Raw genomic sequence first — 21,558 nt, forward strand, 5'->3', positions numbered from 1 at the left:
GGTGGCGGTTCTCGATGACGCATTCCGCAGATGTCGGCCCGGCGACGGGCGCACCGGCGGCACGCGGCGCAGTCCAGGCGCTGCGTCCGTCGCTGATCAGGGAAGTGGCGAACGCCGGCTTCGACGTGCCCGACATGCTGCCGTTCTGGTTCGGCGAATCCGATCGCGTGACACCGGCATTCATTCGCGACGCGGCCGCGGCGGCGCTGCGCGACGGCGCAACCTTCTATACGCAGAACCTCGGCACCGTCCCGTTGCGCCGCGCGATCGCGGACTATGTGAGCGCGCGTCACGGCGCGACGCCGGTCGATACGGTCGCCGTGACGAGTTCGGGCGTGAGCGCGCTGATGCTGGCTGCGCAGCTGCTGGCCGGTCCGGGCGATCGCGTCGTCGCGGTCACGCCGCTCTGGCCGAACCTTGTCGAAATCCCGAAGATCCTCGGTGCACTGGTCGAATGCGTGCCGCTCGGCCATGGCGATGCAGGCTGGCGGCTCGATGTGGACCGGCTGCTCGCGGCGCTGACGCCCGACACGCGGATGCTGTTCGTCAACTCGCCAAACAATCCGACCGGCTGGACGATGTCCCGCGACGACCAGCAGGCCGTACTCGCGCATTGCCGACGTCATGGCATCTGGGTGGTCGCCGACGAGGTGTACGAACGACTCGCGTTCGGTGCGGCCGGCGCGCCGTCGTTCCTCGATATCGCGTCGCGCGACGAGCGGCTGATCGTCGTGAATTCGTTCTCGAAGGCTTGGGCGATGACGGGCTGGCGGCTCGGATGGCTGGTCGCACCGGCGCCGGTCATGGGCGATCTGTCGAAGCTGGTCGAATACAACACGTCGTGCGCTCCCGGTTTCATCCAGGCCGCGGGCGAAGTCGCGCTACGCGATGGCGAGCCGTTCGTGCAGTCGTTCGTCGCGGCGCTGCGCGGCGCGCGTGACCATCTGGTTGCGGCGCTGCGCGCGCTGCCGGGCGTCGACGTGCCGCCTCCGCCGGGCGCGATGTATCTGTTCCTGCGCTTGCCGGGCGCGGAAGACAGCCTCGCGTTCTGCAAGTCGCTGGTGCGCGAGGCGGGGCTCGGACTGGCGCCGGGGCGCGCGTTCGGCCCGGAGGGGGAAGGGTTCGTGCGCTGGTGCTATGCATGCGATCCGGCGCGGCTCGAAGCGGGCGTCGAGCGCTTGCGCCGCTTCCTCGCGCGCGGCGCGGGCTCGCGCTGAAGCGGGGACGGAGCGCCTGGGGCATGCGGAACGGCGGGGCCGTTCGGCTCATCTTTACGCACCGGGCGATTTTGCGTAATATGGCGCTCAGTCACGCGGTTCCGTCGTTGAGCCGTGCTGTTCCGTCCGGTTTGGGCCTGGCTTGAAGTTGGTTCGCCGCCCCCGGTTCGTGCTCCCATCAATATGACCGATCAGAATCGGGCGAGCGCGTCTTCCGTTACTTTCGTCTGTTTGATCCGGTTCGTTTGACCACAGGGTCTGGCCTAGCTGCATGAATACCCAAGAGGCGAAGATCGTCCTCGAGACTGCTTTGATCTGCGCGCAGGAACCGCTGAAGCTCGGCGATTTGCGCAAGCTCTTTGCCGACGGCGTGTCGGCTGACACGGTCCGCACGTTGCTCGAAGATCTGAAACAGGATTGGTCCGGCCGCGGTGTCGAACTGGTGGCGCTGGCAACCGGATGGCGCTTTCAGAGCAAGCCGGCGATGCGTCACTACCTGGATCGATTGCATCCCGAGAAGCCGCCGAAATATTCGCGCGCGGTGCTCGAAACGCTCGCGATCATTGCGTATCGGCAACCCGTTACGCGCGGCGACATCGAAGAGATTCGCGGCGTCACGGTCAATACGCAGGTGGTCAAGCAGCTTGAGGACCGTGGCTGGATCGAAGTGATCGGGCATCGCGACGTGCCGGGGCGTCCGGCGCTGTATGCGACGACCAAGCAGTTCCTCGACGATCTCGGCCTGAAGGCGCTGGACGACCTGCCCGCGCTCGAGGAGCCGGCCGCGAACATCGAGGCCGCGCTGCTCGCGCAGCAGGCGATGGACTTCGACGGCGATGTGTTGGCGGTGGAAGCGACGCCGGAAGCCGGCGAAGCGGCGGTCGACGAACCGCATGCGCAGCATGACGAATTGCCGGGTGACGCGGCGACGGACGTCGCGTCGACGCACGAAATGCCGAACCGCGATACGCTGGAAGTGGATCGCGTTCAAACCGAACAGGACGGCGCCGAAGCAGCGCCGGCCGGCGGGCAGTCCGAGCCGCCGCGCGCGGAGTGGAACGAGGAAGATCGCAAGCCGGCCGCCGACGCGGTTGCCGGAGACGGAGCGGAGGCGGTCGGCGACATGCCGGGCGAGGCTGGGAACGCCGGCGCCTCACGATCCCGTCCCGCGGACGGCGAGATGCTGGACGATACGTCCGACAGCCTCGCCGATGCCGTACGCAGTGCCAGCGCGCCCATCGGCGCCGACGCGCTGCCGGACGACGAAGCAGAACCCGAACAGCGCCGCGCCTAATCGCGGCCGACTTCTTGCCGCGCCCGCGCCGGGCGCGAGACCTGACATTTTGAGGTTGTTTTGACAGATATCCACGATATTGAATCGTCCGCGCCTGCCGTGCAGGCCGCGCGTGCCGACGATACGCCGGAGCAGGACGCTCCGGCCGCGGGTGGTGACGAGCGTCCCCGCCGCGGCCTGCGGCGCGGCCCGCGCAGCTTGATCGCACGTCGCCGCGCGGCGGCCAAGTCGAAGGGCGCCGATGGCGAGTCCCAGGACGGCGAAGGCGCGGACGCGCAGCCGGCCGAGGCCGCGGAAGCGCAGCCCGCACGCGCACCGCGCAAGGAAGGTGCGGCCAAGGGCGGCCGCAAGCCGGCCGGCAAGCGTGAAGGTGCAGCCAAGGGTGCTCCGGGCGGACAAGGCGGCCAGGGGCGGCGTGGCGGTCCGGCGAAGGCCGAGGGCGGCGCGGCGAAGGCCGAAGGCGATGCAGTGTCGCAGGACGATCTGTTCGCCTATGTGACGTCGCCGGCCTTCGACGCGGACAACTCGGCGGGCGGCAGCGGCGTGCGTGCGCCGATGCTGCGTCGCGGTCGCGCGCAGCCGACGAACAAGCGCGTGCTGTCGCCGGACGACGACGCGCCGAAGCTTCACAAGGTGCTCGCGGAAGCAGGCATGGGCTCACGCCGCGAAATGGAAGAGCTGATCGTCGCCGGCCGCGTGTCGGTGAACGGTGAGCCCGCGCACATCGGCCAGCGCATCATGCCGACCGACCAGGTCCGCATCAACGGCAAGCCGGTCAAGCGCAAGCTGCCGAACAAGCCGCCGCGCGTGCTGCTGTACCACAAGCCGACGGGCGAGATCGTCAGCCATGCGGATCCGGAAGGTCGTCCGTCGGTGTTCGATCGCCTGCCGCCGATGAAGACGGCGAAATGGCTCGCGGTGGGCCGCCTCGACTTCAACACCGAAGGTCTGCTGATGCTGACCACGTCGGGCGATCTCGCGAACCGCTTCATGCACCCGCGCTACAGCGTCGAGCGCGAATATGCGGTGCGTGTCGTCGGCGAGCTGTCCGAAGGGATGCGCCAGAAGCTGCTGCATGGCGTCGAACTCGATGACGGCCCGGCGAACTTCCTGCGCATCCGCGACGGCGGCGGCGAAGGCACGAACCACTGGTATCACGTTGCGCTGGCCGAAGGCCGCAACCGCGAAGTGCGCCGTATGTTCGAAGCGGCCGGCCTGATGGTGAGCCGCCTGATCCGTACGCGCCACGGTCCGATCCCGCTGCCGCGCGGCCTGAAGCGCGGTCGTTGGGAAGAGCTCGACGAGGCGCAGGTACGCAAGCTGATGGCGACCGTCGGCCTGAAGGCGCCGTCCGAGGAAAAGGGCAAACGCGGTGGCAGTGGGCCGGCCGAGCGCCGCCAGCCGGATCCGATGCAAACGTCGATGGGCTTCATCAGCCGCGAGCCGGTGCTGACTACGCATGGTCAACTCGACCAGCCGCGTCGCGGCGGCGGTCGGCGCGGCGGCCCGGGCCTGCCGGGCCTGAGCGGCTACGGCAGCCTGCCGGTTTCGCCGTCGGGCCATGGCAACCGCTCGGGCGGCGGCCGCGATGTCGACGGCAATCGTGCGTCGTATGGCGCTGGTCCCAAGCGTGAAGGCGGCGCGGGCGGCAAGCGTGGCGGCGTTAAGGGCGGCGGCAACCGCAACCCGAACGGCAATCGCGCCGAAGGCGCCGGCAACGCCGGTGGTGGTGCACGCGGCGGCCAGCGTCCGCAGCGCAATCGCTCGCGCGGTCGCTGAGCGTTTCTGGCGGACGGCGGCGTGAAGCCGCCGGCATGCCGGTGTGCCGGCTAAATCGGCGTGAATCCGGTTCGGTCGGCACCGTGCGTTGCGTGACTTGCTTTTGACTGTATATATATCGCGCTGCCGGATTGTGCCTGGTCGGACAGTCCGGTTTCGCATTTTTGGTCGGTAAATGCGGGCTGGGCGCTGCTTTTACCGGCTGGCTTGGCGTTTGCGCCAAAAAACGCTATAATCGCGGAGTCGCTGGGCGTACGGATTCAATGTGCGGCTCAGGTGCGACCACCAGTAAGAGAAGATGGGCGTTCCGCCCATTTTTTTTTGCTGAAACGGTTAGGCATCTCGGGTAGCGCTTCCTGCGCCGGCTAAGGCGCGCGCCCGCGGGTGTAATCGCGAGCGGCGGGCGCGAACACCTGAGAGGACACAGTGCAACTGACGGAACTGATAGAAACCACGGTCACCGGGCTCGGCTACGAGCTGGTGGATCTCGAGCGCACCGGGCGCGGCATGCTTTGCATCTATATCGATCAGCTTGCCGGCATTTCGCTCGAAGATTGCGAAAAGGTCACGCGTCAGCTCCAGCACGTCTTGACGGTCGAAAACATCGATTACGAACGGCTCGAAGTCTCGTCTCCGGGGCTCGACCGCCCGTTGAAGAAACTGGCCGACTTCGAGCGCTTCGCCGGCAGCGAAGTTTCCGTGACCTTGAAAAAGCCGCTGGATGGGCGCAAGACGTACCGGGGCATTCTGCACGCGCCGAATGGCGAAACGATCGGTTTGGAATTTGAGGGGAAGAAGGGCGAGGCGGCCATGCTGGATTTCACGCTGGCAGACATCGACAAAGCCCGCCTGATTCCGCAAGTTGACTTTAGGAGCCGCAAATAATGAGTCGCGAAGTGTTGATGCTGGTGGATGCGCTGGCGCGCGAGAAAAACGTCGACAAGGATGTGGTGCTGGGCGCCCTCGAGGCTGCGCTCGCGTCCGCTTCCAAGAAGCTGTTCGACGAAGGCGCCGAAATCCGCGTCCATATCGATCGCGAAAGCGGCGAGCACGAAACCTTCCGTCGCTGGCTCGTCGTCCCTGACGAGGCAGGCTTGCAGGAGCCGGATCGCGAGATCCTGCTGTTCGAAGCGCGTGAGCAGAACCCCGACGTCGAAGTCGGCGAATTCGTCGAGGAACCGGTGCCGTCGATCGAGTTCGGCCGTATCGGCGCGCAGGCTGCCAAGCAGGTGATCCTGCAGAAGGTGCGCGATGCCGAGCGCGAGCAGATCCTGAACGACTACCTCGAGCGCGGCGAAAAGATCATGACGGGCACGGTGAAGCGCCTCGACAAGGGCAACTTCATCGTCGAATCGGGCCGCGTCGAAGCGCTGCTGCGCCGCGACCAGCTGATTCCGAAGGAAAACCTGCGCGTGGGCGACCGCGTGCGTGCGTACATCGCGAAGGTCGACCGCACCGCGCGCGGCCCGCAGATCGAACTCTCGCGCACGGCGCCCGAGTTCCTGATGAAGCTGTTCGAGATGGAAGTGCCGGAAATCGAGCAGGGCCTGCTCGAGATCAAGGCAGCCGCTCGCGATCCGGGCGTGCGCGCGAAGATCGGCGTGATCGCCTACGACAAGCGGATCGATCCGATCGGTACCTGCGTCGGCATCCGCGGCTCCCGCGTGCAGGCCGTGCGTAACGAGCTTGGTGGCGAAAACATCGACATCGTGCTATGGTCCGAGGATCCCGCCCAGTTCGTGATCGGCGCGCTCGCGCCGGCAGCCGTCCAGTCGATCGTCGTCGATGAAGAAAAGCACTCGATGGACGTCGTCGTCGACGAGAACGAGCTGGCTGTCGCGATCGGCCGCAGCGGTCAGAACGTTCGCCTTGCCGGTGAACTGACCGGCTGGCAGATCAACATCATGACGCCGGACGAATCCGCCCTGAAGCAGGGTGAAGAGCGCGATCGACTGCGTGCGCTCTTCATGGCGCGTCTCGACGTCGACGAAGAAGTTGCCGACATCCTGATTGACGAAGGCTTCACGAGCCTCGAAGAGATCGCTTACGTGCCGCTCAACGAAATGCTCGAAATCGAGGCATTCGACGAGGACACCGTGCACGAGCTGCGCAACCGCGCACGCGACGCACTGTTGACGATGGCGATCGCGAACGAAGAAAAGGTCGAAAACGCAGCGCTGGATTTGAAGGGCCTCGACGGCATCACGCCGGAGTTGCTCGCAAAGCTGGCCGAACACGGCATGCAGACGCGGGACGATCTCGCCGAGCTGGCTGTGGATGAACTGGTCGATATGACCGGGATGGAAGAGGATGCCGCTAAGGCGTTGATCATGAAAGCACGTGAACACTGGTTCCAGTGAGAAATGACCATGGCGCACTGATTTGATGGCGGCCTTATGGCCTGACCCGATGCTAACCGCAAGGAATCGGTCCTTGCACTAAGAGGAATGAATGGCGAGTAACAACGTAGCCCAATTTGCCGCGGAACTGAAAATGCCTGCTGGTGTGCTGCTCGAACAGCTGCAGGCAGCGGGCGTCCAGAAAGCGAGTGAAGACGATGCGCTGTCCGAGGCGGACAAGGCGCGTCTGCTCGATCATTTGCGCAAGTCGCACGGCGCAACCGACGGCGACAAGCGCAAGATCACGCTGACCCGCAAGCATACGTCGGAGATCAAGCAATCTGACGCGACGGGCAAGGCTCGCACCATTCAGGTCGAGGTCCGCAAGAAGCGTACGTTCGTCAAGCGCGACGACGTGGCCGAGGGTGCGGAACAGGGTCAGGCGCAGGTCGCCGAAGCGGACGACGATGCAGAACTGAAGCGTCGCGAGGAAGAAGCGCGCCGCGAGGCGGAGCTGCTCGAGAAGCAGGCGCAGGAACTGCGCGAGCGCCAGGAGCGCCTCGAGCGCGAGGAAGCCGAGCGCCGCGCCCGTGAGGAAGCGGCCGAAGCCGAGCGCCGTCGTGCCGAGGAAGAAGCGGCGGCGAAGCGTGCCACGGCCGAAGCCGTAGCGGCACAGCAGCAGGCTGCTGCCCAGCAGGCCGCCGAGGCTCAGCAGGAATCAGCCGGTGCGCAGTCCGCGCAGGACGAAGCACGCGCGGCCGCCGAACGTGCGGCCCAGCGCGAAGCGGCGAAGAAGGCCGAGGACGCTGCCCGCGAGGCGGCGGACAAGACGCGCGCCGAGCAGGAAGAGATTCGCAAGCGTCGCGAGGCGGCCGAGGCCGAAGCGCGCGCGATCCGCGAAATGATGAACACGCCGCGCAAGGCCATGGTCAAGGCAGTCGAGCCGCCGAAGCCGGTGGAACCGCCGAAGCCGGTCGAAGCGAAGGGCACGTTGCACAAGCCGGCAAAGCCGGCGGGCGCAAGCACGGCACGTCCGGCCGTGAAGAAGCCGGCCGGCGCAGCGCCGGCGACGACGCAGGCACCGGCAGGTGCGGGCGACCGCAACAAGAAGCCGGGTGGCGGCAAGGGCGGCTGGCAGGACGACGCAGCCAAGCGCCGCGGCATCAAGACGCGCGGCGATTCGAGCGGCGGCGTCGACCGCGGCTGGCGCGGCGGCCCGAAGGGTCGTGGCCGTCACCAGGACAGTGCATCGACGTTCCAGGCACCGACCGAACCGATCGTGCGTGAAGTGCACGTGCCGGAAACCGTCTCGGTTGCCGATCTCGCGCACAAGATGTCGATCAAGGCCTCGGAAGTCATCAAGGTGATGATGAAGATGGGCCAGATGGTCACGATCAACCAGGTGCTGGACCAGGAAACGGCGATGATCGTCGTCGAGGAACTGGGCCACCGCGCGGTTGCCGCGAAGCTGGACGATCCGGAAGCGCTGCTGGTCGAAGGCGAGACCACCACCGATGCGGAGCAACTGCCGCGTCCGCCGGTCGTCACCGTGATGGGCCACGTCGACCACGGCAAGACCTCGCTGCTCGACCACATCCGCCGCGCGAAGGTTGCAGCAGGCGAAGCGGGCGGCATTACGCAGCACATCGGCGCATACCACGTCGAAACGCCGCGCGGCGTCATCACGTTCCTCGATACGCCGGGTCACGAAGCGTTCACGGCAATGCGTGCACGCGGCGCGAAGGCGACCGACATCGTGGTGCTGGTGGTGGCTGCCGACGACGGCGTGATGCCGCAGACGAAGGAAGCCATCGCTCACGCGAAGGCGGGTGGCGTGCCGATCGTCGTGGCGATCAACAAGATCGACAAGCCGGAAGCGAACCTGGACCGCGTCAAGCAGGAACTGGTCGCGGAAGGCGTCGTGCCGGAAGAATACGGTGGCGATTCGCCGTTCGTGCCGGTGTCGGCCAAGACGGGCGTCGGTATCGACGACCTGCTCGAGAACGTGCTGCTGCAGGCCGAAGTGCTGGAACTGAAGGCACCGATCGAGGCGCCGGCCAAGGGCATCGTGATCGAAGCGAAGCTGGACAAGGGCAAGGGCCCGGTCGCGACGATCCTGGTGCAGTCGGGTACGCTGAACCGCGGCGACGTCGTGCTCGCAGGCTCGGCTTATGGCCGCGTGCGTGCGATGCTCGACGAGAACGGCAAGCCGACGAAGGAAGCCGGCCCGTCGATCCCGGTCGAAATCCAGGGTCTGTCGGAAGTGCCGGGTGCCGGTGAGGAAGTGATCGTGCTGCCGGACGAGCGCAAGGCGCGCGAAATCGCGCTGTTCCGCCAGGGCAAGTTCCGCGACGTCAAGCTGGCGAAGCAGCAGGCCGCGAAGCTGGAAAGCATGCTCGAGCAGATGGGCGAAGGCGAAGTGCAGAACCTGCCGCTCATCATCAAGGCGGACGTGCAGGGCTCGCAGGAAGCGCTCGTGCAGTCGCTGCTCAAGCTGTCGACCGACGAAGTGCGCGTGCAGATCGTGCACAGCGCGGTGGGTGGCATCAGCGAAAACGACGTCAACCTCGCGACGGCATCGAAGGCGGTCATCATCGGCTTCAACACGCGTGCGGATGCACAGGCGCGCAAGCTGGCCGAAGCGAACGGTATCGACATCCGCTACTACAACATCATCTACGACGCAGTGGATGAGGTGAAGGCCGCGATGTCGGGCATGCTGGCGCCGGAGAAGCGCGAAGTCATCACCGGTATGGTCGAGGTGCGCCAGGTGTTCAAGGTGCCGAAGATCGGCACGGTCGCCGGCTGTATGGTCACGGACGGTATCGTCAAGCGCTCGTCGTCGGTGCGCGTACTGCGCAACAACGTCGTGATCTTCACGGGCGAACTCGAATCGCTGAAGCGCTTCAAGGACGACGTGAAGGAAGTGAAGCAAGGCTTCGAGTGCGGTATGTCGGTGAAGAACTTCAACGACGTCATCGAAGGCGACCAGTTCGAAGTCTTCGAAGTGACCGAAGTCGCGCGTACGCTGTAATCGTCGCGTATCGGCTCGTGGGCGGGGCAGGCTTGTGGGCCTGTCCCGCCCATTTTCATGGCGGCGTGCCAGAAGGCGGCCGCATTATCCTGATAAACGAATCAGGGATCGATCATGTCCAGGAAACGTACTTCCCCCAATCGCAACGTTCAGATTGCCGACCAGATTCAGCGCGATCTGTCCGAACTCATCATGCGCGAGGTCAAAGACCCGCGCATCGGTATCGTGACCATCCAGAGTGTGGAGCTCACGCCGGACTACGCGCACGCGAAGATCTATTTCACGGCGCTCACCGGCGATCCGGACAAGACGCAGGAAGCGCTGAACCACGCGTCGGGTCACCTTCACAACCTGCTGTTCAAACGCCTGCACATTCATACGGTGCCGACGCTGCATTTCCATTACGACCAGACGATCGAGAAGGCCGTGGAAATGTCGCGCCTGATCAAGGAGGCCAACTCGACGCGCGCGAAGGACGACGACGAAGCCGACGCGCCTGCGAAGGACGATTGAGCGCGCGCGCCCTATGAAGACTGCAGCCCCCCAGCGTCCGCGCGTGCCTCGGCGCGCGCTGGACGGCGTCCTCCTGCTCGACAAGCCGGTTGGTCTGTCGAGCAACGACGCCCTGATTCGCGCGAAGCGCCTGCTTCTCGCGAAGAAAGCCGGTCACACCGGCACGCTCGATCCGCTGGCCTCGGGCCTGTTGCCGCTGTGCTTTGGCGAGGCGACGAAGTTCTCGCAGGACTTGCTGGAAGCGGACAAGACCTACGAAGCGACGATGCGTCTAGGCGTACGCACGACCACCGGCGACGCGGAAGGCGACGTGCTCGACACACGCGCCGTCGAATGCGACCGGGCGGCGGTGGAAGCCGCACTCGCACGCTTTACCGGCGAGATCGTGCAGGTGCCGCCGATGTATTCGGCGCTCAAGCGTGACGGCAAGCCGCTGTACGAATATGCGCGCGCGGGCCAGACCGTCGAACGGGAAGGCCGCAACGTGACGATTCATGCACTCGACCTGCTGGCCTGCGAGCTGCCGGACGTGACGTTTCGCGTGACCTGCAGCAAGGGCACGTATGTGCGTACGCTGGCCGAAGATATCGGCGAAGCGCTCGGTTGCGGCGCCCATCTGACGATGTTGCGTCGCACGGGTGTCGGTGCACTGACGCTCGAGCATGCGGTGACGCTCGACGCGCTGTCCGACGCGGACGAAGCGGCGCGCGATGCGTGGCTTCAGCCGGTCGACGCGCTGCTGTCGACGTTTCCGCTGGTGCGTCTGGACGAAGCCGGCGCGAAGCGCTTCCTGCATGGTCAGCGCTTGCCGCTGTCGGCGCTCGATCCGATCGATGCGGCGGAGGGCGAGCGTGTGCGCGTGTACGATGCGGCGCGGCTGCTCGGCGTGGCTCGCAAGGCCAACGGCGTGCTCGCACCCGAACGCCTGGTCGTGACGGCTGCATGATGCGCGGCGCGCCAGCGCCGTCGGAATGAAAAAATAGCCCGGTCGGAGTCGACCGGGCTATTTTGTTTGGCGCGCTCGTTCGAGCGCGGTGCTCAGTGTGCAGCCGACGCCGCCGCACCCGCATCGCCGCCGCCCGCGCGTTCGGGCTTCGTGATCCAGATCAGTCCGATCAGCAGCACGAAGATCGCCGCCGAGATATAGAACAGATCGTTCACGCCCAGTTGCGCGGCCTGCTGCGTGGCCATGTTGTTGATGAGGCCATGCGCCTGGTTTTGCGTCAGCCCGAGGTTGCCCATCTGCGTGACGGCCTGGTTGAACGTCGGGTTGTACGGGTTGGCCTGCTCGACCAGTTGCGCGTGGTGGAAGTTGTTCCGGTGATCCCACGCGGTCTGGAAGATCGACGTGCCGATGCCGCCGCACATGATCCGCACGAAGTTCGACAAGCCCGATGCCGCGGGAATGCGATGGCCGGGCAGGCCGGACAGCGTGATCGACACGAGCGGGATGAAGAAGCCGGCCATCGCGATGCCTTGCACGAGCGTCGGCAGCGTCAGTGACCACTCGTCGACCCCGGTCGTGTAGCGCGAGCGCATCCAGAAGCACAGCGCGAACGTCAGGAACGCGGCGGTCGCGATGTAGCGCGGGTCCGTGCGCGGCAGGAACTTGCCGGTCAGCGGCGACAGCAGGATCGCGAACAGCCCGACGGGCGCCATCACGAGGCCCGCATCGGTGGCCGTGTAGCCAATCTGGGTCTGCAGCCACAGCGGCAGCAGCACGAGGTTGCCGAAGTAGAGCCCGTAGCCGACCGCGAGCGCGATCGTGCCGCCCGTGAAATTGCGCATGCGGAACAGCGACAGGTCGACGACTGGATGTTCGGCCGTCAGCTCCCAGATCACGAAGAACGCGAACGAGATGATCGCGATCAGCGCGAGCGCGATGATCGTCGTCGACGCGAACCAGTCGAGATCCTTGCCCTTGTCGAGCATGATCTGCAGCGAACCGACCCAAAGCACGAGCAGCGCGAGGCCGACGCCATCGATCGGCGCGCGGCGCACCGTCGATTCGCGCGTGCGATAGATCGACCACGTGGCCAGCGCTGCGGCGATGCCGACCGGGATGTTCACGTAGAAGATCCACGGCCACGAATAGTTGTCCGAGATCCAGCCGCCGAGGATCGGGCCCGCGACCGGTGCGATCAGCGTCGTCATCGACCACAGCGCGAGCGCCATCGGCGCCTTCGCGCGCGGGTAGCTCGACAGCAGCAGGGATTGCGACAGCGGAATCATCGGCCCCGCGACCGCGCCCTGGAGCACGCGCGACGCGAGCAGGAACGGCAGGCTCGGCGCCAGCCCGCACATCCACGACGAGATGACGAACAGGATGATCGACGCGATGAACAGGCGAACCTGTCCGAAGCGATCGGTCAGCCAGCCCGTCAGCGGCACGGAGATCGCGTTCGCGACCGCGAACGACGTGATGACCCACGTACCCTGGTCGGACGATACGCCGAGGTCGCCCGAGATGGTCGGGATCGCGACGTTCGCGATGGACGTGTCGAGCACGTTCATGAACACCGCGAGCGATACCGCGATCGTCCCGAGCACGAGTTGCCCGCCTTGCAAGGGCGGGTGGGAGACTGGAGCCTGTGCCATGTCGGTAGTTTTTCCGGAGTCGTTACATCATCTTGGCGGCGCCGCTCGATTTCGCTGCAGCCGCGGCCGGCGCCGCTGCGTTGCCGCCGGCGTTCTCGGCGACGATGCGTGCGATCTCGGCGTCGGCTTCATCGCCGTACTTCGCGAACACGTTGGTCTCGTAGACGGTGTTCTGCGCGTTGGCGAGCTGGTCGCCGCGCTCGTCCTTGATGTCGACGTCGACCTGCATCGACAGGCCGATGCGCAGCGGATGCTTCTCGAGCTCCTTCGGGTCGATCTCGATACGCACCGGCAGGCGCTGCACGACCTTGATCCAGTTGCCCGTCGCGTTCTGCGCCGGCAGCAGCGAGAACGCCGAACCCGTCCCGGCCGAGAAGCCGACGACCTTGCCGTGGTAGACGGCTGACGAGCCATAGATGTCGGCCGTCAGTTCGACCGGTTGGCCGATGCGCATGTGCTTGAGCTGGACTTCCTTGAAGTTCGCATCGACCCACACCGCATTCAGCGGCACGACCGACATCAGCGGGTTGCCCGGCGACACGCGCTGGCCGACCTGCACCGAGCGCTTCGCGACATAGCCAGTGACCGGCGCGGGCAGCACGTTACGTGCGTTCGCGAGGTACGCGTCGCGAACCTTCGCCGCAGCAGCCATCACGTTCGGATGCGACGCGATCGTCGTGTTCGCGGTCAGCGCGCGGTTCGATGCGAGCTGCTGTTGCGCCGCGTCGACCGACGCCTGGGCGGCGCGCACCGCGTCGCGGGCGTGGGAGATTTCTTCCTGCGACACGGCGCCCGTTTGCGCGACGGCCACCCGGCGGCGCAGGTCGTCCTGCGCCTTCGACAGGTCGGACTGGCGCAGCGCGACTTGCGCACGGTACTGATCGTCGTTGACGAACAGGCCGCGCACCTGGCGCACCGTCTGCGCGAGGTTCGCCTCGGCCTGCTGCAGCGCGACCTGCGAGTCGGCCGGATCGAGCACGACCAGCGGGTCGCCGGCCTTGACCGTCTGCGTATCGTCGGCCTTCACGGCGATCACGGTACCCGTGATCTGCGGCGTGATCTGCACGACGTTGCCGTTCACGTACGCGTCGTCGGTCTCTTCATGGAAGCGCGCGACGAGGAAGTAGTACAGGCCGTACGCGATGGCCGCGATCACGATGACCGCGATCAGCAGCGTCATCATCCGTTTGCGCTTCCCGTTGTTCTGCGGCTGTGCGCTGGCGGCGTTTTGTTGAGGGTCGCTCATGGCGATTTTCTCCGTCCGTTATTTCGAGTGTCTGCGTAGTGGTGGCGCCGGATCAGTTGGCGGCCTGTTTCGTCGGCTTGTCGGCGTCGGGCGCGGCGAGCCGCGTGCCGGTCGCGTCGAACCCGCCGCCGAGCGCCTTGATCAGCGCGAGCTGCATGTCGCGCCGGCGCATCTTCAGGTTGGTCACCGTCTGTTCCGATGCGAGGCGGTTGCTGTCCGCGGTCAGCACCTGGAGCTGGGGCGACAGGCCGGCCTTGTAGCGGATCACGGCGAGATCGTACGCACGCGTCGACGCGTCGAGCGCACGCTGTGCGTCATCCATCTGGCGATCGACCGCGCGGATCGACGCGACCTGCGTCGCGACGTCGTTCAGCGCGTTGATCAGCGTCTGGTTGTAGTTCGCGACCGACAGGTCGAAGTCCGCATAGCGGCCCTTGAGCTGCGCGCGCAGCGCGCCGGCATCGAAGATCGGCAGGTGGATGGCCGGGCCGAACTGCGCCTGGCGGCTCGCGAAATTCAGGAATTTGCCCCAGCCGAACGCATCGAAGCCGAAGCCGGCCGCGAGATTCACGTCCGGGAAGAACTCGGCCTTCGCTTCCTTCACGTCGTGCATCGCGGCCTCGACCTGCCAGCGCGCGGCGACGATGTCGGGGCGCCGCGCCACGAGGTCGGCCGGCAGGTTGCCGGGCAGCGCGACGTCGCCGGCCGGGCTCATCACCGGCGCGGCGATCTGCAGCCCGCGGTCCGGACCCTTGCCGAGCAGCGCAGCGAGCTGGTAGCGCACGGTCGTGATCTGGCCGTCGAGGTCGGACAGCGACGCCTGGGTCGTCGCGATATTGCCGCGCGCGGTCTGGCGTTCCACGTTGGTGTCGAGGCCGGCCGACACGCGGCCGTCGGTGATCTTGCCGACCGTCTGGCGGTTGGTGATCTCGCGTTGCGCGATGTCGCGCAGCGCATACAGTTGCGCGAGCGAGTTGTAGGTGCGGGCGACCGACGCCGCGAGCGTGATGCGCGCCTGCTGCATGTCGGCTTCGGCGGCCTTTTCCTGCGACACGGCCGTGTGCAGGCGCTCGCGATTCTTGCCCCACAGGTCGAGATCCCACGACGCGCTCGCGAGCGCGTTGTTCTCGCTGTACCACTGGCCGCCGTACGGGGGCGGGAACAGCGCGTTCGACGAATACAGCTCGCGCGTCCACGAGTAGCTGGCTTCGGCCTTCGGCATCAGGTTCGAGCGCGACGATTCGATGTACGACGAGGCTTTCGCGATGCGCGCCTGCGCCTGCGCGATCGACGGGTTGCCCTGGAGCGCCTCGTCGATCAGCTTCGGCAGCTGCGGATCGCCGAACTGGTTTGCCCAGTCGAGCGCCGGCCACTGGCCGCCCTGGGCCGGCAGGCTCTGGGTGGTTTCGAATTGCGACGCGGGAGCGATCTGCTTGTCGCTCTTGATGCCGATGTAGTTTGCGCAGCCTGCCAGCGTCAGCGCGGCAAGCGCGGCGGCGACGGCGGCGCGGCACGACCCGGCGCGCACGGACAACGGGGAGGATTTCATCGCGCTGTTCCCTGACTCGGAATGAATGATGGACACTGCAAGGATTTCCTTACATTAATCTGTCAAAAGTAATTGTTATGGCAACTATTGCGCGATGCTACCGCCGGCGGTCTCGCAATAGTTGCTGAGAATGCGGCGCAGCATGCTCTTGAGGAACCCGACTTCTTCCGGCGTAAACCCGCCCAGCAGCTCGTCGAGCACGCTGCGGAACACCGGCGGCAACCGCTCGGCCAGCGCGCGGCCTTCGTCGGTCAGCTCGAGCCGCACGACCCGCCGATCCTCGATGCTGCGCACGCGGGACAGCAGGCCGCGCTTCTCGACGCGATCGAGCAGGCGCGTGACCGCGCTCGCGTCGATCCCGTATTCCCGCGCAAGCTCGGCGGCCGTCGAGCATTTGCCGACCGCGATCATGAACAGCATGCTCGCCTGCGTGCCCGTGATGCCGAGCTCCTCCTGCGTGCGCTGGGTGACGAGGTTGGTCATCACTGATTTCACGCGCGACATCAGATAACCGACGCTGTCGTTCATCTGATACGAGGACAGCGGCGAAACAGGCGATTGGGAAGGAGAATCCGACATAAAACCCTGAGGCTGCAATAGTTGACTAGGCAGCAGTATAGGCACAATTGTTTGCCGCGGCAAATGTTAATCGAACGGGCGAGGGCGCGCTCCGTGCCCCAAAATCCCCTTGTCGACGTCAGGGTCTTCGGCGTGCTGGCAGGCGCGATGGCCGGGTTTAGACGACGCAGGGCGGGGCCGTTTGTTGCGCTGCAACGAACAGTCCGGCTCCCGCCACGCTCACGTGCTATAATTTGTGGTTTCCAAGCTGCAACGCGCGCGCACGTGTCCCGGTGACTGACGAGCGTGCGCGTTTGCGCGTTCAACGAATTTCCAGGTTTCTATGACCCGCGCCCTTCGCAATATCGCCATCATCGCCCACGTCGACCACGGCAAGACCACGCTCGTCGACCAACTGCTCCGCCAGTCCGGCACCTTCCGCGAGAACCAGCAGATTGCCGAGCGGGTGATGGACTCGAACGACATCGAAAAAGAGCGCGGGATCACGATTCTCGCGAAGAACTGTGCGGTCGAATATGAAGGCACGCACATCAACATCGTCGACACGCCGGGGCACGCGGACTTCGGCGGCGAAGTGGAGCGCGTGCTGTCGATGGTCGACTCGGTGCTGCTGCTCGTCGACGCGGTCGAAGGCCCGATGCCGCAGACCCGCTTCGTCACGAAGAAGGCGCTCGCGCTCGGCCTGAAGCCGATCGTCATCGTCAACAAGATCGATCGTCCGGGTGCGCGGATCGACTGGGTCATCAACCAGACCTTCGACCTGTTCGACAAGCTGGGCGCGACCGAGGAGCAACTCGACTTCCCGATCGTCTACGCATCGGGCCTGAACGGCTATGCGTCGCTCGACCCGGCGGCGCGCGAAGGCGACATGCGCCCGCTGTTCGAGGCGGTCCTCCAGCACGTGCCGGTCCGTCCGGCCGATCCGGACGCGCCGCTGCAGCTGCAGATCACGTCGCTCGACTATTCGACGTACGTTGGCCGGATCGGCGTCGGCCGCATCACGCGCGGCCGCATCAAGCCGGGTCAGCCGGTCGTGATGCGCTTCGGCCCGGAAGGCGATGTGCTGAACCGCAAGATCAACCAGGTGCTGTCGTTCACGGGCCTCGAGCGCGTGCAGGTCGACTCGGCCGAAGCAGGCGACATCGTGCTGATCAACGGTATTGAAGATGTCGGCATCGGCGCAACGATCTGCGCGGTGGATACGCCGGAAGCACTGCCGATGATCACCGTCGACGAGCCGACGCTGACGATGAACTTCCTCGTCAACTCGTCGCCGCTGGCCGGCCGCGAAGGCAAGTTCGTGACGAGCCGCCAGATCCGCGATCGCCTGATGAAGGAACTGAACCACAACGTCGCGCTGCGCGTGAAGGACACGGGCGACGAAACGGTGTTCGAAGTCTCGGGCCGCGGCGAACTGCACCTGACGATTCTCGTCGAAAACATGCGCCGTGAAGGCTATGAGCTGGCCGTGTCGCGTCCGCGCGTCGTGATGCAGGAAATCGACGGCGTGCGGCACGAGCCGTACGAGCTGCTGACCGTCGACGTCGAGGACGAGCACCAGGGCGGCGTGATGGAAGAGCTCGGCCGCCGCAAGGGCGAAATGCTCGACATGGCGTCGGACGGCCGCGGCCGCACGCGTCTGGAATACAAGATCTCGGCGCGTGGCCTGATCGGCTTCCAGAGCGAATTCCTGACGCTTACGCGCGGCACGGGCCTGATGAGCCACATCTTCGACTCGTACGCACCGGTCAAGGACGGCTCGGTCTTCGAGCGTCGCAACGGCGTGCTGATCTCGCAGGACGACGGCGCGGCAGTGGCGTACGCGCTGTGGAAGCTGCAGGATCGCGGCCGCATGTTCGTGAAGCCGGGCGACGCGCTGTATGAGGGCATGATCATCGGCATCCACAGCCGCGACAACGACCTCGTCGTGAACCCGATCAAGGGCAAGCAGCTGACCAACGTGCGCGCGTCGGGTACCGACGAAGCCGTGCGTCTCGTACCGCCGGTCCAGATGTCGCTCGAATACGCGGTCGAATTCATCGACGACGACGAGCTCGTCGAAGTGACGCCGCAGTCGATCCGCCTGCGCAAGCGCTTCCTGAAGGAGCACGAGCGTCGCCGCGCGAGCCGTGAAGGCGCAGTCGACTAAGCATCGACCGTTCCCATGCATGATGGAAAAGGCTGCCTTCGGGCGGCCTTTTTTGCATCCGCGCGATGCGCAACCGGGGTGGTTGCAAAACACTGTTCCCAAGGGCCGTGGCAATCCGGCAAAACCCCGTCGTGCGGTGCTTTCGGGCACCTGTCGTCGTGAACTTCGGTATCGGTTCTGTGATATGCTGCGCGCACGCAAGTTTTAGGTCCTTCCAAGCAAGACTTGATTCGCAATCCGCTAAACGGTCAGGCCGTGTCGCGGAAGGTTGAGTAACCCGCTATTTCTCGAGAAGCTCGAAGAAAGGTGAGCGTAAAATGTCAGATGTAATGAAGCAGTTTCAGCTGAACTCCTATCTGTTCGGCGGCAATGCTTCGTACGTTGAAGAACTGTACGATGCATACCTCAACAATCCGGCATCGGTGCCGGAGAACTGGCGAGAGTATTTCGACGCGCTGCAGAACGTGCCTGCAACCGACGGCTCGACTGCCAATGACGTCGCTCATTTTCCGATCGTCGAATCCTTTGCCGAGCGTGCGAAGGCCAATGCCTTCATCCCGCGCGAAAGCACCAGCAATCTGGCGACCGCGCGCAAGCAGGTCCACGTCCAGTCCCTCATCAGCGCCTATCGCTTCCTCGGCTCGCAATGGGCCAATCTGGATCCGCTGAAGCGTCGCGAACGTCCCGCCATTCCCGAACTCGAACCCGCTTTCTACGACTTCTCCGAAGGCGACCTCGACCAGACGTACAGCGCAAGCAACCTGTATTTCGGTTTCGACCAGGCTTCGCTGCGCGACATCGTCAAGGGCTTGCGTGACACGTACTGCGGCACGATCGGCGCCGAGTACATGTACATCAGCGATCCGGAGCAGAAGCGCTGGTGGCAGGAGCGCCTGGAATCGACCCGCGCGACGCCTGCCTTCTCGGTAGAGAAGAAGAAGCACATCCTGAATCGCCTGACGGCAGCGGAAGGCCTCGAGCGCTATCTGCACACCAAGTACGTCGGCCAGAAGCGCTTCTCGCTCGAAGGTGGCGAAAGCTTCATCGCGGCGATGGACGAAGTCGTCCAGCACGCAGGCAAGACCGGCGTGCAGGAAATCATCATCGGCATGGCGCACCGCGGCCGCCTGAACGTGCTGGTCAACACGCTGGGCAAGATGCCGGCCGACCTGTTCGCCGAATTCGAAGGCAAGCACGTCGATGACCTGCCGGCCGGCGACGTGAAGTATCACAAGGGCTTCTCGTCGGATGTGTCGACCGAAGGCGGCCCGGTCCACCTGTCGCTCGCGTTCAACCCGTCGCACCTCGAAATCGTGAACCCGGTGGTCGAAGGTTCCGCGAAGGCGCGGATGGACCGTCGCGGCGACGAAGACGGCCTGCAGGTGCTGCCGGTGCAGATCCACGGCGACGCGGCCTTCGCCGGCCAGGGCGTCGTGATGGAAACGCTGAACCTCGCGCAGACGCGCGGTTACGGCACGCACGGCACGCTGCACATCGTCATCAACAACCAGATCGGCTTCACGACGTCCGACCCGCGCGACGCGCGCTCGACGCTGTACTGTACCGACGTGGTCAAGATGATCGAGGCGCCGGTGCTGCACGTGAACGGCGATGATCCGGAAGCCGTCGTGCTCGCGATCCAGATCGCGATCGACTATCGGATGCAGTTCCACAAGGATGTCGTGATCGACATCGTCTGCTTCCGCAAGCTGGGTCACAACGAGCAGGACACGCCGGCGGTCACGCAGCCGCTGATGTACAAGAAGATCGCGCAGCACCCGGGCACCCGTGCGCTGTACGCCGAGAAGCTCGTGCAGCAGGGCGTGATCACCGCGGAAGACGCCGACAACTACGTGAAGGCGTACCGCAAGGCGATGGACGACGGCCACCACACCGTTGATCCGGTCCTGTCGAACTACAAGAGCAAGTACGCGGTCGACTGGGTTCCGTTCCTGAACCGCAAGTGGACGGACGCAGCCGATACGGCCGTGCCGCTCGCCGAACTGAAGCGCCTCGGCGAACGCATCACGACGGTCCCGGAAAACTTCAAGGTTCACCCGCTCGTCGAGCGCGTGATCAACGACCGCCGCAACATGGCGCGCGGCGACCAGCCGCTCGACTGGGGCATGGGCGAACACCTCGCATTCGCGTCGCTCGTCGCATCGGGCTACTCGGTGCGCCTGACGGGCCAGGACTCGGGCCGCGGTACGTTCACGCACCGTCACGCGGTGCTGCACGACCAGAACCGCGAGCGCTGGAACGACGGCACGTACGTGCCGCTGCAGAACATCGCCGAAGGTCAGGCGAAGTTCACGGTGATCGACTCGGTGCTGTCGGAAGAAGCGGTGCTGGGCTTCGAATACGGTTACTCGACCGCCGAGCCGAACACGCTCGTGCTGTGGGAAGCCCAGTTCGGCGACTTCGTCAACGGCGCGCAGGTCGTGATCGACCAGTTCATTTCGTCGGGTGAAGTGAAGTGGGGCCGCGTGTCGGGTCTGACGATGCTGCTGCCGCACGGCTACGAAGGCCAGGGTCCGGAACACTCGTCGACCCGTATCGAGCGTTTCCTGCAACTGTGTGCCGATCACAACATGCAGGTCGTTCAGCCGACGACGCCGGCGCAGATTTTCCACCTGCTGCGTCGCCAGATGATCCGTCTGTTCCGCAAGCCGCTGATCGTCGCAACGCCGAAGTCGCTGCTGCGCCACAAGGAAGCGGTGTCGGATCTGTCGGAACTCGCGAAGGGTTCGTTCCAGCCGGTGCTGGGCGAAACCGACGGCGGCATCGACGCGAAGAAGGTCAAGCGCGTGCTGGCATGCTCGGGTCGCGTGTATTACGACCTCGTCGCACATCGCCGTGAAGCGAAGGCGAACGACGTCGCGATCATCCGTATCGAGCAGCTGTATCCGTTCGCGCACAAGCAGTTCGAAACCGAAATGAAGAAGTACGAGAACGCGACTGAAGTGGTCTGGGTGCAGGACGAGCCGCAGAACCAGGGCCCCTGGTTCTACGTCGAGCACCACCTGAAGGAAGGCATGAAGGAAGGGCAGAAGCTGGCATACAGCGGCCGTCCGGCTTCGGCCTCGCCGGCGGTTGGCTACTACGCGAAGCACTACGAGCAGCAGAAGGCACTGATCGAAGGTGCGTTCGGCCGCCTGAAGAGCGCATCGATCGCGAAATAACCGACGGAAGCGAAACGGGAAGGCGCGCTGCGCTTTCCCGTCTCTTTTGGCCCGCCGGGCGCGTCGCGCGCCGCGCCGG

At 65.3% G+C, this 21,558-nt stretch carries 14 protein-coding genes; 10 read left to right on the plus strand and 4 right to left on the minus strand.

What is annotated here, in order from left to right:
• Positions 1-14: 14 nt before the first annotated feature.
• The 8 genes from LMA02_RS07475 to truB all read left to right on the plus strand — a co-directional run bounded on the left by LMA02_RS07475 (position 15) and on the right by truB (position 11,122).
• Positions 15-1,217 (plus strand): pyridoxal phosphate-dependent aminotransferase, encoded by a 1,203-nt coding sequence (locus LMA02_RS07475; protein WP_228907478.1) that lies wholly within the window; start codon positions 15-17, stop codon positions 1,215-1,217.
• A 271-nt stretch (positions 1,218-1,488) separates the two neighbouring features.
• Positions 1,489-2,511: an SMC-Scp complex subunit ScpB gene (scpB, locus tag LMA02_RS07480; RefSeq protein ID WP_228907479.1), complete on the plus strand. Its 1,023-nt coding sequence runs from the start codon at positions 1,489-1,491 to the stop codon at positions 2,509-2,511.
• Positions 2,512-2,571: 60 nt separating this feature from the next.
• A complete protein-coding gene (rluB, locus tag LMA02_RS07485; protein ID WP_228907480.1) occupies positions 2,572-4,290 on the plus strand; it encodes a 23S rRNA pseudouridine(2605) synthase RluB in 1,719 nt (572 codons plus the stop codon).
• 426 nt (positions 4,291-4,716) lie between these two features.
• Entirely contained in the window at positions 4,717-5,175 is a 459-nt protein-coding gene (rimP, locus tag LMA02_RS07490; RefSeq protein ID WP_006752291.1) for a ribosome maturation factor RimP, read from the plus strand.
• A complete protein-coding gene (gene nusA / locus LMA02_RS07495; protein WP_006757628.1) occupies positions 5,175-6,650 on the plus strand; it encodes a transcription termination factor NusA in 1,476 nt (491 codons plus the stop codon). The genes rimP and nusA overlap by 1 nt, the downstream gene beginning before the upstream one ends.
• Before the next feature lie 91 nt (positions 6,651-6,741).
• Entirely contained in the window at positions 6,742-9,663 is a 2,922-nt protein-coding gene (gene infB / locus LMA02_RS07500) for a translation initiation factor IF-2 (RefSeq protein WP_228907481.1), read from the plus strand.
• A gap of 114 nt (positions 9,664-9,777) precedes the next feature.
• Positions 9,778-10,176: a 30S ribosome-binding factor RbfA gene (rbfA, locus tag LMA02_RS07505; RefSeq protein ID WP_006752288.1), complete on the plus strand. Its 399-nt coding sequence runs from the start codon at positions 9,778-9,780 to the stop codon at positions 10,174-10,176.
• Between the two features lie 13 nt (positions 10,177-10,189).
• A complete protein-coding gene (gene truB, locus LMA02_RS07510; protein ID WP_175798254.1) occupies positions 10,190-11,122 on the plus strand; it encodes a tRNA pseudouridine(55) synthase TruB in 933 nt (310 codons plus the stop codon).
• Positions 11,123-11,214: 92 nt separating this feature from the next.
• On the opposite strand, the gene LMA02_RS07515 is transcribed toward truB, so the two are convergent.
• The 4 genes from LMA02_RS07515 to LMA02_RS07530 form a co-directional block, all read right to left on the minus strand.
• The gene (locus LMA02_RS07515) at positions 11,215-12,774 is read right to left on the minus strand and encodes a DHA2 family efflux MFS transporter permease subunit (RefSeq protein WP_228907482.1); all 1,560 of its coding nucleotides are present in this window, start codon (positions 12,772-12,774) and stop codon (positions 11,215-11,217) included.
• A 22-nt stretch (positions 12,775-12,796) separates the two neighbouring features.
• Positions 12,797-14,020 carry an efflux RND transporter periplasmic adaptor subunit gene (locus LMA02_RS07520; protein WP_228907483.1) on the minus strand — a complete coding sequence of 408 codons (1,224 nt, stop codon included), beginning with the start codon at positions 14,018-14,020 and terminating at the stop codon, positions 12,797-12,799.
• Positions 14,021-14,072: 52 nt separating this feature from the next.
• On the minus strand, positions 14,073-15,569 hold the full coding sequence (locus tag LMA02_RS07525) for an efflux transporter outer membrane subunit (RefSeq protein WP_228907484.1): 1,497 nt from the start codon (positions 15,567-15,569) through the stop codon (positions 14,073-14,075).
• A gap of 84 nt (positions 15,570-15,653) precedes the next feature.
• Positions 15,654-16,148 carry a MarR family winged helix-turn-helix transcriptional regulator gene (locus LMA02_RS07530; RefSeq protein ID WP_228907485.1) on the minus strand — a complete coding sequence of 165 codons (495 nt, stop codon included), beginning with the start codon at positions 16,146-16,148 and terminating at the stop codon, positions 15,654-15,656.
• Between the two features lie 322 nt (positions 16,149-16,470).
• Between LMA02_RS07530 and typA the strand changes: the two genes are divergently transcribed.
• Positions 16,471-18,297: a translational GTPase TypA gene (gene typA, locus LMA02_RS07535; RefSeq protein WP_228907486.1), complete on the plus strand. Its 1,827-nt coding sequence runs from the start codon at positions 16,471-16,473 to the stop codon at positions 18,295-18,297.
• 317 nt (positions 18,298-18,614) lie between these two features.
• Positions 18,615-21,479: a 2-oxoglutarate dehydrogenase E1 component gene (locus tag LMA02_RS07540; protein ID WP_228907487.1), complete on the plus strand. Its 2,865-nt coding sequence runs from the start codon at positions 18,615-18,617 to the stop codon at positions 21,477-21,479.
• Positions 21,480-21,558 lie beyond the last annotated feature (79 nt).

It is taken from the genome of Burkholderia sp. B21-005 (genome assembly GCF_020843965.1).
GTDB classification, from domain to species: domain Bacteria; phylum Pseudomonadota; class Gammaproteobacteria; order Burkholderiales; family Burkholderiaceae; genus Burkholderia; species Burkholderia ambifaria.

Bases quoted from the DNA above. Each gene is read 5' to 3' on its own strand.
- LMA02_RS07475 (WP_228907478.1), top strand. From the start codon at position 15: ATGACGCATTCCGCAGATGTCGGCCCGGCGACGGGCGCACCGGCGGCA.
- scpB (WP_228907479.1), top strand. From the start codon at position 1,489: ATGAATACCCAAGAGGCGAAGATCGTCCTCGAGACTGCTTTGATCTGC.
- nusA (WP_006757628.1), top strand. From the start codon at position 5,175: ATGAGTCGCGAAGTGTTGATGCTGGTGGATGCGCTGGCGCGCGAGAAA.
- infB (WP_228907481.1), top strand. From the start codon at position 6,742: ATGGCGAGTAACAACGTAGCCCAATTTGCCGCGGAACTGAAAATGCCT.
- rbfA (WP_006752288.1), top strand. From the start codon at position 9,778: ATGTCCAGGAAACGTACTTCCCCCAATCGCAACGTTCAGATTGCCGAC.
- truB (WP_175798254.1), top strand. From the start codon at position 10,190: ATGAAGACTGCAGCCCCCCAGCGTCCGCGCGTGCCTCGGCGCGCGCTG.
- LMA02_RS07515 (WP_228907482.1), bottom strand. From the start codon at position 12,774: ATGGCACAGGCTCCAGTCTCCCACCCGCCCTTGCAAGGCGGGCAACTC.
- LMA02_RS07520 (WP_228907483.1), bottom strand. From the start codon at position 14,020: ATGAGCGACCCTCAACAAAACGCCGCCAGCGCACAGCCGCAGAACAAC.
- LMA02_RS07525 (WP_228907484.1), bottom strand. From the start codon at position 15,569: ATGAAATCCTCCCCGTTGTCCGTGCGCGCCGGGTCGTGCCGCGCCGCC.
- LMA02_RS07530 (WP_228907485.1), bottom strand. From the start codon at position 16,148: ATGTCGGATTCTCCTTCCCAATCGCCTGTTTCGCCGCTGTCCTCGTAT.
- typA (WP_228907486.1), top strand. From the start codon at position 16,471: ATGACCCGCGCCCTTCGCAATATCGCCATCATCGCCCACGTCGACCAC.
- LMA02_RS07540 (WP_228907487.1), top strand. From the start codon at position 18,615: ATGTCAGATGTAATGAAGCAGTTTCAGCTGAACTCCTATCTGTTCGGC.